The sequence below is a fragment of the Vreelandella salicampi genome (genome assembly GCF_013415105.1).
Classification (GTDB): Bacteria; Pseudomonadota; Gammaproteobacteria; order Pseudomonadales; family Halomonadaceae; genus Vreelandella; species Vreelandella salicampi.
In genome coordinates this window covers 92,628-108,644 of sequence record NZ_JACCDF010000003.1, presented here as the reverse complement: position 1 = coordinate 108,644, position 16,017 = coordinate 92,628, and the positions used below count along the sequence as shown (strand labels likewise).

The following is a 16,017-nucleotide window of genomic DNA, read 5'->3' as shown; positions in this document are numbered from 1 at the left end:
GCCAAAGATTACAAAGTCGGGAGCCGCCGGGCGCGCACCACGGCAACCAGCACGGGAGCGCCGCATAATGCGGTCAGTACGCCAATGGGTAACTCCGAGGGCGCCACCGCCACACGGGCAATGATATCCGCCGTGAGCACCATCAACGGGCCGATCGGCAGGCAGAACCACAGCGTGCGGCGAATATCCGGCCCCGCCAGCGCCCGGGCGGCAAACGGCACTACCAAGCCGACAAAAGCAATCGGCCCGGCGATCGCCGTGGCAGCGCCCACCAGCAGGGCCACGCAGGCCACGACCAACCAACGGATCAACCCAGGGTGATGGCCCAGCCCGGAGGCCGCCCGCTCGCCCAATGCCAACGCCGCCAGCGGGCGCGCGATAAACACCACCGCCACCGCCGCGACCAGCATGCTGGGCAGCATCGCCACCACATCATCGAGGCGACGTCCGGCAAGGCTGCCAATCACCCAGAAGCGGATTTCATCCGCCGCGCGCTGATCAAACAGCAGCATCAGCGAGGTGAGCGAGCCGAGCAGTCCGGAAAACGCCGCGCCTGCCAACACCAGCCGCACCGGGTCGCTGCCCACGCCGCGCACCCGGGTAACGCTCAACACGCAAATGCAGCCGAGCAACGCGCCCATTTGGGCCACCGAAATACGCAGGGTGGCCGCACTGGCGCCCATGACCAGCGTCAGCGCCACCGCAAAAGCGGCGCCGGCGCTTACCCCAAGTAGACCGGGTTCGGCGAGCGGGTTACGCGACACCGCCTGCAGCAGCGCCCCCGCCACCCCAAGCGCCATGCCAACAATAATGCCGATCACGGTGCGCGGCGCGCGCAGTTGCCAGACCACGAAACTAGCGTCGCTGTCATGACCGCCGCCCAGCACCGCCAGGGCACGCAGCGGGCCGACGCTACCGGCGCCAATCAGCAGGCTAACGAGACTCACCGCCACAAGGGCGGTGAGCAGTAACGTCATCTGCGTTCGTTGGTGAGCCACACTCAACGCCATCACGGCAACAGGGCGGCTTCGATATCGTCAAGAATCGCCAGCGCGGCCAGCGGGCCGTTCGCGCTGGTCCATAGCTGGCCGTTCACCGGCACCACCTGCTCGCGCTGAACCACGTCAAGCCGGGTAAAGGCGCTGCTTTGCTTAGCCGATGCCAGGGCCTCCTGGCCGTCTTCATTGAGCGTCGCCAGGAACAGCCAGTCGCCATCCACCTGGGAGAGGTTTTCAAGGCTTAAAATATCGCTATGCACGCCGCGCTCGCCCACAAGCCCGGCGTCTTCCACCTTTAAGCCCACTTGAGCGACCAACCCGGCGGCGAACAGGTTCTTCGACATGACCATCGGCCCGCCCGGCATCCAGCGCACCACAAAGGCCGTGCCGCCTACTCCAGCCGTGTCCAGAGCGCTCGCTAATTCCGCGGCGCGCTGGTCAACGGCGCTGATGGCGTCTTCGATGGCGTCCTGGCGATTCAGCGCGTCGCCGTACAGGCGCGCTTCGGCTTTCCAGTTATCCGGGGCAATCGACTGAGTGGGCGGCACTACAGTGGGCGCAATTTGCGAAAGCAGCTGATACTGCTCTTCGGAGAGCCGAGCAGGCGCCAGGATCAAATCCGGGCGCTGTTCAAGCACGGCCTCAATGTTGATTTCGCGCACCACACCCATGATGGCGGGCCGCTCATCACCCAAATGCGCTTCCACGTACTCGGCGACGTTATCGCCGCCGCGGGTGGTTACCGCGCCCAGAGGCGTGACGCCCGCGGCAAGCGAGGCATCCAGCGCGCCCTCATAAAGTGTGACCACACGCTCCGGCGTGCCCGTCACCTCTACCTCGCCATAGGCGGTATCGAGCGTGCGCGCCTGGGCGGCGCTCACCAATAACCCACTGAGTAGTAGTCCCACCATGCCATTGCGTAACGCTGCAGCCCGCATCAGATATCCTCGTTGTTGAATCTGGCAAAGATAATAACGATTATCAGAAGCACTTGCATCCACATTACAGCGAATACCACGTTCCACGTTACGCAACGCTTTCTCAGGTCATATGCGCGGGCGAAGAGGTTGCAAAATATGCAACACCCCGTTCTGATTGATTGCCTCGTATTTGAGAATAGTTCTCTTTAAAATCACCCCTGTAATCAATAATCAATCTTATTAAGATTTAACTGTCTGACACGGGATAAATTATGCCTCGTTTTTCACGTTGTGCCCTGGCTAGTGCGGTTGGAATGGCCTCTTTCACCCTCGCGGCAACCGCCTTCGCGCAGGATGATGCATCACTTGACCCTATCGTCGTCACCGCAGCGGGCTATGAGCAGGTGATTTCCGATGCGCCTGCGAGTATTTCGACTATTAGCGGTGAAGAACTCAACAAAAAATCCTACTCCAGTATTGTCGATGCCATGGACAATATTCCCGGCGTCTACGTCACGGGAGGCGGCGGCTCACAAGATATCAGCATCCGTGGAATGGACAGCAGCTATACGCTTTACTTAGTCGATGGCCGCCCTATTTCTGCCGGTCGCTCCGTCAACACCAACGGCAACGACGAAGGCAAGCAGATTGGCCTGCCACCGATCTCTATGATTGAACGGGTGGAGGTGATTCGCGGCCCGATGTCGTCGCTTTACGGCTCTCAGGCGCTCGGCGGCGTAGTCAATATCATCACCAAGAAGGGGACTGAGGAGTGGTCAGGCTCTGTCACGACCGAGTACACCCACTCGCTCAATGATATCAATAACGATGGCCAACAGGTCAGCTTCTACACCAGCGGCCCACTAATCGAGGGGTTATTGGGTGTAAAGGTTCACGGCAGCTGGGTAGGTAACGAAGAAAGCGGCTATATCGGTAGTGACGACAACGCAGAAAGCCAGCCCGAGAGCGATACACGCCAAGGAGGAGCCGAGTTCACCCTAACACCGGATGAACAGAACACATTTACTTTGGGGTACACGTCTTCCACCAAGGAGTATAGCCACACATCTGGCGTTAGCATTCCGAGCGAAAACGAAAGTACAACATACCGCTTCGATAAAGATGTCTATACCTTAGGGCATAAGGGTACTTACGGCAGTTGGATAGTTGATAGCTATATCCAGCACGACGTGTCCGACCGTGTCCAGACAGCAGACAAAGAGGAGGAAGTGACCACCTACAACACCCAGGCAACACACTTCTGGGGCAACCACGTGGTGACCCTGGGCGCTCAATATAAAGATGAGCAGTTAGTGGATGAGACCAATGGCCTACTGACCTCTAACATTCCTGGCGCCGTGCGCAGCGTTGACCGCTGGATTGCCGCCGCGTTTGCTGAAATCGAATGGGGCGTAACCGACGACCTTAATGTCACCACCGGCTTGCGCTACAACGACGACGAGCTATTTGGTGGCCACCTATCGCCGCGCGTCTACGCCAACTATCATGTAACCCCCCAATGGACACTAAAAGGCGGTGTTTCAACGGGCTATGTACAGCCTGGCTTATCTGATGCCACCGAAGGGTTCGGTCGGGGTACCGGCGGTCGCGGCTCTCCCGCCCCCCATCCCCGTGCGCTGATCATTGGCAACACGGACCTTGAACCGGAAACCAGCACCAACTATGAAACCGGCTTTGTCTTCAACAGTGTGGATCGCACTCTCAGCGCTAGCATGATGCTCTTCCATACACAGTTCGAAGACAAAATTGCTGAAGATGGTCTCTGTGATCTAGGCGGCGACCGTAACGACCCTTCGACATGGCAGTGCGCCTACGGCGGTAATGACTACCTATTCCTCAGTACGCGTGAAAACATTGACAAAGCAGAAATGCAAGGTATCGAGCTGACGGCAGATTATGACGTAACTCCTTCAGTACGTCTCAGCTCTAGCTATACCTACACGCAATCCGAGCAAAAATCAGGCGAGTTTGCCGGCGAGCCGCTCAACAAAATTCCCGAGCATATGGTCAACGTTAACCTCGACTGGCAGACAACGCGGGACCTTAACCTTTGGCTACAGGGCAACTATCGCGGCGAAACCAGCGACTACTTGGGACGCCGCAGTGTTGAAGATGGCACGCCAGGCTATGGATTCGTCGATGCGGGCCTCGTTTATAGTCTTAACAAAAATGCGCGCGTTAAGGCCGGGCTTTACAACATCACCGATAAGGAAGTTACAAATGACGATTACGGCGTTGTGCTTGATGGCCGCCAAGTCAACTTGGGCTTAACCGTCGACTTCTGACACTTTGCATTCACAAAGCGTTTTATCCACCTATATATCGCCCCGGCACCCGCCGGGGCTTTTTGTTGATACATCTTTATAAATACGAATTATTTTTATTTAATTCGTTAGCTAGCATATAATCATTCGCGTTTTCTGGATGAGCGATTCCCTATGCACGATTTTGACGAACTCAACGCGTTTGCCGACGTGATGACTAGTGGCAGCTTGACCCAGAGTGCGCGTCAACTGGGGCTGGCGAAATCCACACTGAGCCGGCGTATTGCCCAGTTGGAACAGAACGTGGGGCAGCCGCTACTCCGCCGTCAAGCTAACCGGCTGATCCCCACCGAGGCCGGTGAGCTGTTTCATCGCTACTGTCGGCAAATGTTGAACTTAGCTGAACAGAGCCAAAATGCGCTGGATACACTCCGCCATGAGGTCAGCGGTGAGCTGGAGGTACATACTCACAGCGGCTTGGTACGCGGCTGGCTAGGCCGCTTGGTGTATCGTTTTATGGATCAACACCCCGGCATCTCAGTGACGCTGCGCACCTGCGATGCACCGCCCGACACACCGGATGCCCATCAGGTAACACTCTGGCTAGGTCCCCTTCCTGAGACACCATTGCGCCAAGAGCGCTTGGGTTGGCTTACACGCCATCTCTATGCCGCGCCGAGCTATCTAGCCAAACGCCCTGAGCTCACTCACCCCCGTGAGTTGGTCCAACACGACTGGATCGATCTGCTCGGTGATACGCAGGCCGGGCTTGAGTTTCACCACCGTGACTACGGCAGCTACCATTTCTCTCCACCCCCGACGCGTTACCGCGTCAACCAACTGGCGCTGCATGCCGATGCGATCGCACGTGGGCGAGGCATTGGCCTAATGCCCGACTGGCTGGCAGCAAAGCGCGAGGCCGCGCATCCGGGGGAACTCGTTTGCTGCCTACCGGACTGGCAGCCGGACGCGCTACCGGTCACGTTGGTGTATGCCTATGGCCAGCAGCCACGCAAAGTCTCAGCGCTGCTCAACATGCTGCGCGATGCTACGCCGCGCGACTGGCAAAGCGGTTATGCCACACCCTCATCTCCCGTACCAAGCACTTCAGCAGTTACGCCAACATTGTTGCATCAGCACTAGGGCATCAGCAGAATAGCGCACTTCGTCATTCTCTTTTCCCGCTTTTGACCGCGCTTGGAGGCGCCATGCTTGCTGAACTCTTTGCCGTCATGGCGCCTGTTCTCGCCGGTGCTGGGCTGGGCTTTACCTGGGTGCGTTTAGGCCACCCTTACCCGGTCGATTTTGTCACGCGTTTGGTATTTAACATCGGCACGCCAGCACTCGTGCTGGCCTCCCTAAGCGGCGCGGAAATTGACGCCAGCACCTTCGGGCGCACCATGCTGGCCACCGCGCTGGTGATTATCTGCATGGCGGCGGCGACGTTTTTTGTCGCCAAACTGTTGCGTCGCGACTGGCGTGTGTTGTTGGCGCCGATGATGTATCCCAACACCGGTAATATGGGCTTGCCCGTGGTGCTTTACGCGTTTGGCAGCGCGGGATTTGCCTACGGTATTACCGTGATGGTTACCGTCTCACTTTTTCAGTTCACCCTTGGCACCATTCTCGCAAGCCGAGGCAATCCTCTCAAAGCTTTAGCCAAAACCCCCACGGTTTACGCTATTGTTATCGCCATGGCGCTATTGCTCACCGACACCTCGCTCCCGCTGTGGCTCGCCAACAGCGTGGATTTAATGTCCGGTTTTACCGTGCCGCTGATGCTGATCACCCTCGGCGTATCGCTTGCTAGCATCCAGGTGAGAAGCCTGCGCTCGGGCGTTGGTTTCAGCCTCGTGCGGATACCCCTTGCCGCAACCGTCGCTTGGTTTATCGGCCAGACGCTTGGCCTTCCGCCAATGGCACAGAGTATTTTGGTGCTACAAATGAGCATGCCGGTTGCGGTGTTCAACTACCTGTTTGCTCAGAAATCGGGCCGCGAGCCGGCTTACGTGGCGAGCCTCGTCTTTTGCTCGACCCTGCTGGCACTCATTTACCTGCCGATTCTGCTAGCGCTTTTGATGTAAACTACGCTGAAAGGCATGCCATGACGCTTGATAGGAGAATGTGATGCTGCCCCGCGCCTTAATCCGCTCCCTTATCACCTCGGCTGCCATACTGTTCATAAGCCACTCGCACGTCATCAGCCACGCGATCGCTAGCGAGCCGGTAGCGACGATTGAAAGCGAACACCTGACGTTTCGTATAGAACGCGTGGCTAACAACCTTGAACATCCGTGGGCGGTGACACGTTTGCCTGATGGGCGCTATCTCGTCAGCGAACGTAGCGGCAACTTAATCCTCATCACAGAAAACGGCGATAAACAAACGCTACCCGGCTTGCCCGACGTCAGCACGCACGGCCAGGGAGGCCTGCTAGACGTATCACTTCACCCGCGTTTTGGTGAAGCAGGCGGCGAGCATGACTGGGTTTACTTCACCTGGAGCAAGCCAGACGGTCAACTCACCCGCACGGCGCTTTCGCGGGGCAAATGGCAAGGCGAGACCCTCACCGATATTGAGCTTGTATTTGAACAAGACCGTGCTTCCTCTCCCGGCCGTCACTACGGCTCTCGTCTTGCTTGGCTACCTGATGGCACGCTGCTGATGAGCATTGGGGACCGTGGCCGCGACCCAAGCCGCGCCCAAGCGAGCGACGACCACGCCGGCTCCACGCTACGTTTAACCGCCACTGGCGACGTTCCGGACGACAACCCATTTATTGATGACACCAATACACTCGATGAGATTTACACCCAGGGCAATCGCAATATTCAGGGCATGATCGTACGCGAAAACGGTGAGCCGTGGGCCACCGAACACGGCCCACGTACCGGGGATGAGCTCAACTACCTGCAGCCGGGTAAAAACTATGGTTGGCCGGAAGTTAGCCGAGGCAACGATTACGCCACCAATGAACCGATTGGCGCGAATACCCTTCCAGGTATGGTCGACCCCGTTTATGTCTTTACCGGCCGTTTTGCACCGTCCGGTTTAGCCGAAGTCACCAGCAACGACTTCGCGCCCTGGCAAGGGCAACTGCTCGCCGGCGGGCTTGGCAGTGAAACGCTAATTCGCTTGGCGCTGGAGGGGCAAAAAGTTACCCAGGAAGAAGTATTACTTGAAGGGCAACTTGGGCGGATCCGTGATGTGCACCAATCACCGAAGGGTGGCATTTATTTACTCACCGATGAGAGCCCAGCAGCGCTTTACCGTTTAAAGCCGCAGGCTAAGTAAACGCTAATAGCTTCATCAATAGCGCATAGTGAGCTGGTATAGTAGACACACATGGCACCTTGTGGAAGTTTGCCATCACTTATGTATAATTGAAGGTAATAATTTAAACAGACTTCATGCCTCTTTTATTTATGATGAATTGATCATTCGGCGCTAGTCTTGGACAAGACTAGCATCGATTATTTGCGGCTTATCGGCTGTTCATCGATCAAGGCATGGCTATTTTTTCTATTAACAAAGGCATAGCCGATGGACGAGACACGTAACGTCAAAATTCAGGTGAGCGGCTTAAGCAAAGTTTTCGGCAAAAACCCCAAAAAGGGGCTGGAGCTACGCAACCAAGGTCTTAAGCGCCCGGAAATTTTTGACAAAACAGGGTTAACCCTCGGCCTTTCTAACATCAACTTCGATGTCTATGAAGGCGAACTTTTAGTGATCATGGGACTCTCGGGCTCTGGCAAATCGACACTGATTCGCTGCCTCAACCGCCTGATTGACACCACCGAAGGTGAGATCATCATTGACGGCGAAAATATTCCCGCATTAAGCGAGAAAGCGCTACTAGAGTGCCGCCGCCGCCATTTTTCAATGGTATTTCAGAACTTTGCCCTTTTCCCCCACCGGACGGTGCAGCAAAACGCTGAGTTTGGCTTAGAAATCCGTGGTGTCGATAAAGCCGAGCGGAAAAAAATCGCTCAAGATTCGCTCACCCAAGTGGGGCTCGACGGTTGGGAGGACGCTTATCCCGACCAACTATCGGGCGGTATGCAGCAGCGTGTGGGGCTCGCACGCGCGTTGGCCAACGACGCCAGCGTGTTGCTTATGGATGAAGCCTTTTCGGCTCTCGACCCGCTCATCCGTAAAGATATGCAGCAAGAGCTCATAGAGCTGCAGGCAAGAACGAAGAAGACCACGGTCTTCATCACCCACGATTTGGACGAAGCGCTGAGCATTGGCGACCGTATCGTGCTACTGAAAGACGGCGAGATTGTGCAAATTGGTACGCCTGAGGAGATCCTCACCAAGCCTGCTGATGATTACGTACGCCGCTTTATCGAAGGCGTCGACATGTCGCGTATTCTTACCGCTGAAAACGCTATGCGCAAAGTGCGCTCTACTGCGCGTGTCGGCGATGGCCCGCGCACGGCATTACGTAAAATGCGCGATCACACCATGGATTCCATCTACGTGACCGATAACGACCGCAAGCTAAAGGGTCTTTTGGAAGTGGATGCGGCCAGCCAAGCCATCGAGGATGGCGCCGAAGGTATCGCGAATTACTTGACGCAAGATTTTCGCCGCGTAACGCCGGATGAGCCGCTACAAAACTTATTCGCGATGTTTAGCGACAAAAGCTTCCCCATCGCTGTGGTCGATGAAGACCAGCGGCTACTGGGCGTCGTGGTTAAAGGCGCCGTCTTAGGCGAATTGGCACGCGCAGGAGATCAATAATGGAAATCACACGCATCCCACTGGGCGCCTGGATTGAAGGCGGCCTAAACTGGCTCACCAGTGAATACTCGGTCGTCACCCGGGCTATCTCACGCGTTACCCAAACTGGCATTGAAGTATTAAACGATGGCCTGATGTGGCTGCCTGAATGGGCGTTAATGGCGCTTATTGCCGTGTTGTGCTGGCGTGCCTCGTCGTATCGCCTCGCAATCGGCGCAGTGGCTGGGCTGGCGCTGATTTGGAACCTGGGGCTTTGGAACCCTATGATCGAAACGCTGACGCTGGTGGTCATCGCCACGCTCGTCGCCATCATCATTGCGATCCCGGTTGGTATTGGGGCAGCGCTCTCTGAGCGGCTCTATCGTGGGGTCATGCCGATTCTTGATTTTATGCAGACCATGCCCGCGTTTGTTTACTTGATCCCGGCGATTCCCTTTTTCGGTATTGGCTCGGTATCGGCAATTTTTGCTACGGTGATTTTCTCCATGCCGCCGGCCATTCGCTTTACCGCTCTAGGCATTCGTCAGGTACCGGTAGAGCTGATTGAAGCCGCTGATGCTTACGGCTCCACCCGTGGTCAAAAACTCTTCAAGGTGCAACTGCCGCTATCACTGCCAACCGTCATGGCAGGGGTCAACCAAACCATCATGCTAGCGCTCTCGATGGTCGTTATTGCAGCGATGATCGGCGCCGACGGTCTGGGCAGTGAAGTCTGGCGCGCCATTCAGCGCTTGCGCCCTGGTGACGGCTTTGAGGCCGGCATCGCCGTGGTCATTTTGGCCATGCTGCTAGACCGCCTGACACAGTCACTGCGCCGCACACGTGCCAAGTAATATGTTCCCTTTTCACTCGCGTTTTTGCCGCATTGAGAACGTGCTTTGAAAAAGTCCGTGAGAAAAGCCCCTTGATTAGGGGCTTTTTCACAACCATGCTAGTTAGGTCATGTGCAATCAGTCACCTTTGAATTGCTTACTTAGCGTTATTTTGTAACGCTTATGACGATCAACCAAAAGAAGGATCACCGAATGAAAAAGCACACATTAAATCGCCACGTACGTTTAGCCTCGCTTGCCCTAGTGGCCGGTGCTGGCCTCGCTGCCGGCAGCGCTGTCCAGGCAGACGACCACGACACTATTAACTTGGCGTATGTCGAGTGGTCATCCGAGGTTGCCTCCACCAACGTCATCGCTGCCGTACTTGAGCAGGAAGGCTATGACGTTGACCTGACATCGCTATCCGCGGCGGCAATGTTCCAAGCCCTAGCGACCGGTGATGCCGACGCTATCGTCGCGGCATGGCTGCCCACCACACACGCCGACTACATGGAGCGCCTTGGCGGCGATATCGTAGACTTAGGCGCTAACCTGGACGGCACCAAACTGGGTCTTGTGGTTCCTGAATACAGCGATGTTGACTCGATTGCAGAGCTTAACGATAACGCTGATAGCTTCAATGGCGAGATCATCGGTATCGATCCAGGTGCAGGCCTGATGGGGCTCACCGAAGAGGTAGTGGATACCTATGACCTTGACCTAGCCCTGCGCAGCGGTAGCGGTGCCACCATGACAGCGGCGCTGGCAAGCGCGATCCAGAACGAAGAAGACGTTGTCGTGACCGGCTGGACACCGCACTGGAAATTTGCCCGTTGGGATCTGAAATACCTTGAAGATCCCAAAAACGTCTACGGTGGCGCCGAACAGATTCATACCGTGGTGCGCGAAGGTTTGGAAGAGGATATGCCGGAAGCCTACGCCATCCTAGACGCGTTTGAGTGGACGCCTGAACATATGGGCGAAGTTATGCTCATGAACCAGGAAGACGGCGCAGATCCTTACGAAAATGCCAAGCAGTGGGTTGAAGATAACCAAGATCTCGTCGACGAGTGGGTTAACGGCGAATCGTAAAACCCGTTAAATATACGGTTAAGCGGCCACACTCTGCGTGTGGCCGTTTTAGGGAAAGGATCATCGCCTAAAACAGCTAAGGAGTTTTGCATGTTTAAGCACATTATGGTGCCTATTGATTTGGCACACATCGACGTGCTGGAGCCATCTCTCGATGTTGTTGCCGATATGGCCAAGCACTATGACGCCAAGATCACCTACGTTGGCGTCACCTCCAACACTCCCAATAGCGTTGCGCGCACCCCGAATGAGTACGAGCAAAAACTCGACGCGTTCGCACAAAAGCGCCATAGCGTGCATGGGCAACCTGTGACGGCCAAGGCGTATGGCTCAACAGACCCGGTGGCGAATCTTGACGACATCCTGATAAAAGCTATTGACGAGCTTGGTGCAGATTTAATCATCATGGCCACTCACTTGCCCAAGAAGCTAGACGCGGTGATGCCCGCCCACGGTGGCAAAGTCGCCTCCCATACAGATGCCTCTGTTTTCTTGGTAAGACCGCATTAACTCGTGTTTTGCGACTTGCGTTTAACGGCGCACGCTTTGAATTGACCATTGCGCCAACAAAGGCAATGTAAACTTATCGCGCTACGGAGATATCTCGTGGAAAAGAATACACAACGACCCGAGGACGATGCGCCATCGTCAGAGGGTATTCCAGCGCCGGAAGGCGCGGCAAACTTAATTGATACCGATTACGTGATCGGTCAGGACAACATTACCGCTTCCCCAATGGGGATAGACGTTGACCTGCACGGCAAGGTCTTCATTTTCTCATCGATCGTGATCCTGTTGTTCGTGATCCTGACGCTGGCCCTGCAGGATCAGATGGAACCGATCTTCAACAGCATGTTTAGCTTCCTAACCACCAATCTGGGTTGGTTTTTCCTGCTCGGGGCTAACGTTTTCGTACTGCTCGCGATTGTGTTGATCTTCACTCCAATGGGTAAGGTGCGTATTGGGGGGGCCGATGCCAAACCGGACTTCGGCTACCTGGGCTGGTTCTCGATGCTGTTTGCCGCTGGCATGGGCATCGGACTGATGTTTTATGGCGTATCAGAGCCGCTTACTCACTACGGTACCGCGATGGGTGGCATTAGCGCTGGTGAAGACGGTATTCGTACCGACTGGGCTCCGCTGGGTGCTGCCGCAGGGGACCAGGCCGGCGCCATCGATCTGAGCATGGCCGCCACCATCTTCCACTGGGGCTTTCACCCGTGGGGCGCCTACGCCATCGTCGGCCTATCTCTGGCGATTTTTGCCTTTAACAAAGGCTTACCGCTGACCATGCGCTCGATCTTCTACCCAATTCTGGGTGAGCGTATTTGGGGCTGGCCGGGACACGTGATCGACATCCTGGCGGTGTTCGCCACCCTGTTTGGCTTGACCACCTCGCTAGGCATCGGCGCCACCCAGGCGGCTGGAGGCCTTAATTACTTATTCGGCATTCCTGACGGCGACACCACGCTGGTGCTACTGATACTGGGGATTACTATCGTTGCCCTGGGCTCGATCATGCTCGGCGTCGACAAAGGCGTGCAGCGCCTCTCCCAGTTGAACATGGTGCTCGCTGCTTTGCTGCTGCTGTTCGTGATTGCCGTGGGTCCGACACTGATGATCGCTACTGGCGTGGCCGATAATCTGATCGGCTACGTCACCCACCTACCGGCGCTCTCCATGCCGTTCGGCCGTGAAGACGCTAACTTCAGCCAAGGCTGGACGGCCTTCTACTGGGCCTGGTGGATTGCCTGGTCACCTTTCGTCGGTATGTTCATTGCCCGCGTCAGCCGCGGCCGTACCGTTCGTGAGTTCCTGATCTCGGTGCTGCTCGTGCCGTCTATGGCCTCGGTGGTGTGGATGACTGCCTTCGGTACCACTGCCATTGAACAAGTAGTAAATGAAGGCATCACCGAAGTGCAAGACGCAGCTCTGGAACTGCAGCTGTTCACCATGCTGGAGTACCTACCGTTATCAGCCATCACGTCGTTTGTCGGTATCGTGCTGGTGATTGTGTTCTTCATCACCTCATCGGACTCCGGTTCGCTGGTGATCGATTCGATTACCGCCGGCGGCAAGGTGGACGCTCCCAAGCCCCAGCGTATCTTCTGGGCGCTGATCGAGGGGGCCCTTGCCATCGCGCTGCTGCTCGGCGGCGGCCTCGAAGCCCTGCAGACGGCTGCCCTCACCACCGGGCTACCCTTCACTCTGGTGCTGTTGGTAGGCTGCTACGGCATCGTCAAGGGGTTGATGAGCGAGCCGCGGACCAAATAGAGCCACGCGGAAAGCTCAATAACGAATCACCTCAATAACGAATAGCGTGAATAACTAGGGCAGCCTTCGGGCTGCCCTTTTTTGTGCTTATTTATTTTATCGCTTCTCAGGTTTACCGCTTTCGCCGTACATCGTCATGCATTAACACCAAAACGCGCGTAGTGGCGTGTTGGCATCGTAGTGGGTGGCAATTTGCGCCTGCAATAACTCAGCCGTGGCGAGGGCATCGACCAAGGCATGGTGGCCTTGATAAACCGGTAGCCCGTAGCGCTCACGGCTAGCGTTTAACCGGATCGAAACCGGTGGGCGTCCTACCCAGCGGCGAAAGCGCGCCCACAGCGACTGGCGATACAAACGCGCTTCGAGCGACATGGTATCAATCATCGGGAACAACACGCCCTCACCGCGCCTGGCTTTTACCGCGGCGTCCAGAAACGGCCGTTCAATATTACGAAAGTGCACCACCACCAATCGCCCGGCTAGCATTTCCAACATTGGCGCTAGTATCTCGTCCAAGTCCGGTGCATGGGCAATTTTCGAATGGGTAATATGATGATACGTCACGGAAGACGCCGAGAGCGGACGCAGGCTTGGGGGCTTCACCACCCAGTAGCGGCGCTCAGATAACTTGATGCGATCCAGCGTAAAAGGCACCATACCGATGCTCACAATCGCATGGCTGCGTTCATCAAGCCCGGTCGTTTCCATATCCAGTGCCACCATCGGCACTTCGCCGATGGGCGTATCAGCGGCGGGCAACTGTGTGTTACAAAAGCGTGCTATTTCGGGATCATTGGCTACCTTGGCACGCTGTTGCATATAGGCGTTCCAATCCGCCTGAGTCATTTTTTTCCTCGGCCGAATGCCAACCATTAGCGCCGCCCCTGCCGGTTAGCCGGCATTGGGTAACGGAACTTGAGGAATTTTTGCGCATTACTCAGCACTTGGAAGGCATCTTTCAACCCGTGACGTTCATGACTCTCCACGTTCTCAGGCTCAATATTATTATCCGGGTTGCGCTCCTCTTGCAGATCAATCATCTGGTGACGAATGCGCGAAAGACATAAAAACTCAAGCGCGTAGCTCAGCTTATTGCTCACCCCGCTGGCAAGCAGCTGTGTATTATTGATGGCCTGCAGTCGCTCAAACGAGTTTTGCGCTTTGGAACCGCACGCGAGCGCGTGAACGCGGATAAGATCTACCATGGGGGCGGTACCGCGACGTTTCAGGTTAATAGAGTTGTTATGCTTGCCACTTTGCTCCATTACAAACGTGCGGAATACGCCGAGCGGCGGCGTACGATTAAGTGCATTGCGGCCCAGCGCGGCGAGAAATAGCAGTGACTTGGGCGCTTGGGTGGCAATGAGGTCCTGCAGCTCCTCAATATACACGTCCTCGCCGTAGACACTGTCGAGATCGAAGAAAATCGAGCTATGCAGTAATTTTTCCGGCGTAGGGTTAGTCATCCAGTCGTGGAAATAGTGCTTCCACACCTTAAGTGGCTGGCGCCACTTGGTATTGGTCGCCATCACGTCGCCCTTGCAGTAGGTATAACCGCAGGCGTCTAATCCATCGCTAACAAATTTGGCCAACTGGTAAAAGTAGTCATCATGCTGCTCGGGATCGAACGCATCCGAGAGCACAAGGGCGTTATCCTGATCGGTGACAATGGTTTGTTCGTTACGCGCCATCGAACCGTTGACCATATAGCAATAGGGTACGGGCGGCGGGCCGAGCGACTCTTCGGCAAGCTCTAATAACCGGCGGGTGTAACTTCGACCGATAGTGGAAAGCGCACTGCCCACCATCTGTGAGTTCGCTCCCTCCTGGACCATCCGCACAAAAGCAGCCCGAACATCAGGCGCTAAGCGCGCCAAACCTTCCACGCTCGATTGGTTGAAGATGTTGCTGACCAAATATAAACCGCTATGGGTTTCGTAGCGGATAATATCTGACAGGTGCACCACCCCCACGGGACGCTGGCGATAGAGCACCGGCAGGTGGTGGACGTTATTGCGCAACATGATCAGCATCGCTTCGTATATCGACACATCCGACTGCACGGTGATCAGTCGCGGTGTAATCACTTGTTCAATGGGCGTTGAAGGGTCAAGCCCTTTCGCTACGACGCCTGTACGGAAATCAGTATCGGTCATGATGCCATACATCTGCCACGTCTCACCCTCGCTATCCTTAAAGCTATAGCGCGGCTCGTCAGCACCACGTTTTAACACTAAAAGCGCTGATGCCTGGGCTTTGCTCATCTGCTGAGCAGCTTCCTGCACGGTCGTAGTGATGTCCACCATGACGGGGTAGCGTGAGAGCAGTTTGCGAATCCGCGTAACCATCATGTCATTGGATTTTTTCTGGTCCTCGGCAATGCTTTCTAGCCGTGGCCTTTCAAGCTCAACAAAGTCAGCAAAATGGTCATCTTCTTCACACAGCCGCTGAAATATCCCCTCAGGAATGAAGTAGATTAGCGTATCTTCGATGGCTTTGGCCGGAAAACGTACACGGTGATCACGTAGCAAACTAAAGTGACCAAAAATATCGCCTTCGCCCAACCGGTTATAGAGCTCCCCCTGGCGGCGATACACTTCTACGGCACCGCTGCGGATATAGCACAGCTCATGAACCTTCTCGTTTAGAAGCAAAATGTCGCTGCCGGTTTTGAAGTAGCGCACTTCAATATTTTCCGCAATGGCATCAAGCAGCTCGTCCGACAGCGCGTCAAACGGCGGAAAATGACTCATGTGCTGGCGAATTTCCAGAAGTTCCACGTCCATGCGCTCTCCTTACAAATGGACCATTGTCGTCATACCGCTCAGTTTGGAAGGCCTACTTAAAAACGTAAAGCACACGCCGCAAAAAGCCCGACCCCCTTTAAAAC

At 55.8% G+C, this 16,017-nt stretch carries 13 protein-coding genes; 9 read left to right on the top strand and 4 right to left on the bottom strand.

The window, feature by feature from the left end:
• Positions 1-8: 8 nt before the first annotated feature.
• Together HZS81_RS05625 and HZS81_RS05620 are read right to left on the bottom strand one after the other, a co-directional pair.
• Positions 9-977, bottom strand: a complete 969-nt coding sequence (locus HZS81_RS05625; protein ID WP_179929694.1) for a FecCD family ABC transporter permease — start codon at positions 975-977, stop codon at positions 9-11.
• A 32-nt stretch (positions 978-1,009) separates the two neighbouring features.
• On the bottom strand, positions 1,010-1,936 hold the full coding sequence (locus HZS81_RS05620; RefSeq protein WP_179929583.1) for an ABC transporter substrate-binding protein: 927 nt from the start codon (positions 1,934-1,936) through the stop codon (positions 1,010-1,012).
• A 254-nt stretch (positions 1,937-2,190) separates the two neighbouring features.
• On the opposite strand from HZS81_RS05620, the gene HZS81_RS05615 reads away from it, so the two are divergent.
• The 9 genes from HZS81_RS05615 (at position 2,191) to HZS81_RS05575 (ending at position 13,127) form a co-directional block, all read left to right on the top strand.
• Positions 2,191-4,224 (top strand): TonB-dependent receptor domain-containing protein, encoded by a 2,034-nt coding sequence (locus HZS81_RS05615; RefSeq protein WP_179929582.1) that lies wholly within the window; start codon positions 2,191-2,193, stop codon positions 4,222-4,224.
• Positions 4,225-4,377: 153 nt separating this feature from the next.
• Positions 4,378-5,346: a LysR family transcriptional regulator gene (locus tag HZS81_RS05610; RefSeq protein ID WP_179929581.1), complete on the top strand. Its 969-nt coding sequence runs from the start codon at positions 4,378-4,380 to the stop codon at positions 5,344-5,346.
• Positions 5,347-5,411: 65 nt separating this feature from the next.
• Entirely contained in the window at positions 5,412-6,287 is an 876-nt protein-coding gene (locus tag HZS81_RS05605) for an AEC family transporter (RefSeq protein ID WP_179929580.1), read from the top strand.
• A gap of 43 nt (positions 6,288-6,330) precedes the next feature.
• Positions 6,331-7,497, top strand: a complete 1,167-nt coding sequence (locus HZS81_RS05600) for a PQQ-dependent sugar dehydrogenase (RefSeq protein WP_179929579.1) — start codon at positions 6,331-6,333, stop codon at positions 7,495-7,497.
• Positions 7,498-7,746: 249 nt separating this feature from the next.
• Entirely contained in the window at positions 7,747-8,949 is a 1,203-nt protein-coding gene (locus tag HZS81_RS05595; protein ID WP_179929578.1) for a quaternary amine ABC transporter ATP-binding protein, read from the top strand.
• Entirely contained in the window at positions 8,949-9,782 is an 834-nt protein-coding gene (locus tag HZS81_RS05590; protein WP_179929577.1) for an ABC transporter permease, read from the top strand. The genes HZS81_RS05595 and HZS81_RS05590 overlap by 1 nt, the downstream gene beginning before the upstream one ends.
• Positions 9,783-9,974: 192 nt before the next feature.
• Positions 9,975-10,853: a glycine betaine ABC transporter substrate-binding protein gene (locus HZS81_RS05585; RefSeq protein ID WP_179929576.1), complete on the top strand. Its 879-nt coding sequence runs from the start codon at positions 9,975-9,977 to the stop codon at positions 10,851-10,853.
• 90 nt (positions 10,854-10,943) lie between these two features.
• Positions 10,944-11,363, top strand: coding sequence for a universal stress protein (locus tag HZS81_RS05580; protein WP_179929575.1), 420 nt, complete (start codon positions 10,944-10,946; stop codon positions 11,361-11,363).
• A 96-nt stretch (positions 11,364-11,459) separates the two neighbouring features.
• Positions 11,460-13,127, top strand: coding sequence for a BCCT family transporter (locus tag HZS81_RS05575; RefSeq protein WP_338401814.1), 1,668 nt, complete (start codon positions 11,460-11,462; stop codon positions 13,125-13,127).
• 141 nt (positions 13,128-13,268) lie between these two features.
• On the opposite strand, the gene HZS81_RS05570 is transcribed toward HZS81_RS05575, so the two are convergent.
• Positions 13,269-14,000 (bottom strand): 3'-5' exonuclease, encoded by a 732-nt coding sequence (locus HZS81_RS05570; RefSeq protein WP_179929574.1) that lies wholly within the window; start codon positions 13,998-14,000, stop codon positions 13,269-13,271.
• The gene (locus HZS81_RS05565) at positions 14,000-15,913 is read right to left on the bottom strand and encodes a DUF294 nucleotidyltransferase-like domain-containing protein (protein ID WP_179929573.1); all 1,914 of its coding nucleotides are present in this window, start codon (positions 15,911-15,913) and stop codon (positions 14,000-14,002) included. Before HZS81_RS05565 ends, HZS81_RS05570 begins: the two co-directional genes overlap by 1 nt.
• Positions 15,914-16,017 lie beyond the last annotated feature (104 nt).

Coding starts and splice junctions, on each gene's coding strand:
- HZS81_RS05625 (WP_179929694.1), bottom strand. CDS start 977: ATGACGTTACTGCTCACCGCCCTTGTGGCGGTGAGTCTCGTTAGCCTG.
- HZS81_RS05620 (WP_179929583.1), bottom strand. CDS start 1,936: ATGCGGGCTGCAGCGTTACGCAATGGCATGGTGGGACTACTACTCAGT.
- HZS81_RS05615 (WP_179929582.1), top strand. CDS start 2,191: ATGCCTCGTTTTTCACGTTGTGCCCTGGCTAGTGCGGTTGGAATGGCC.
- HZS81_RS05610 (WP_179929581.1), top strand. CDS start 4,378: ATGCACGATTTTGACGAACTCAACGCGTTTGCCGACGTGATGACTAGT.
- HZS81_RS05605 (WP_179929580.1), top strand. CDS start 5,412: ATGCTTGCTGAACTCTTTGCCGTCATGGCGCCTGTTCTCGCCGGTGCT.
- HZS81_RS05600 (WP_179929579.1), top strand. CDS start 6,331: ATGCTGCCCCGCGCCTTAATCCGCTCCCTTATCACCTCGGCTGCCATA.
- HZS81_RS05595 (WP_179929578.1), top strand. CDS start 7,747: ATGGACGAGACACGTAACGTCAAAATTCAGGTGAGCGGCTTAAGCAAA.
- HZS81_RS05590 (WP_179929577.1), top strand. CDS start 8,949: ATGGAAATCACACGCATCCCACTGGGCGCCTGGATTGAAGGCGGCCTA.
- HZS81_RS05585 (WP_179929576.1), top strand. CDS start 9,975: ATGAAAAAGCACACATTAAATCGCCACGTACGTTTAGCCTCGCTTGCC.
- HZS81_RS05580 (WP_179929575.1), top strand. CDS start 10,944: ATGTTTAAGCACATTATGGTGCCTATTGATTTGGCACACATCGACGTG.
- HZS81_RS05570 (WP_179929574.1), bottom strand. CDS start 14,000: ATGGTTGGCATTCGGCCGAGGAAAAAAATGACTCAGGCGGATTGGAAC.
- HZS81_RS05565 (WP_179929573.1), bottom strand. CDS start 15,913: ATGGACGTGGAACTTCTGGAAATTCGCCAGCACATGAGTCATTTTCCG.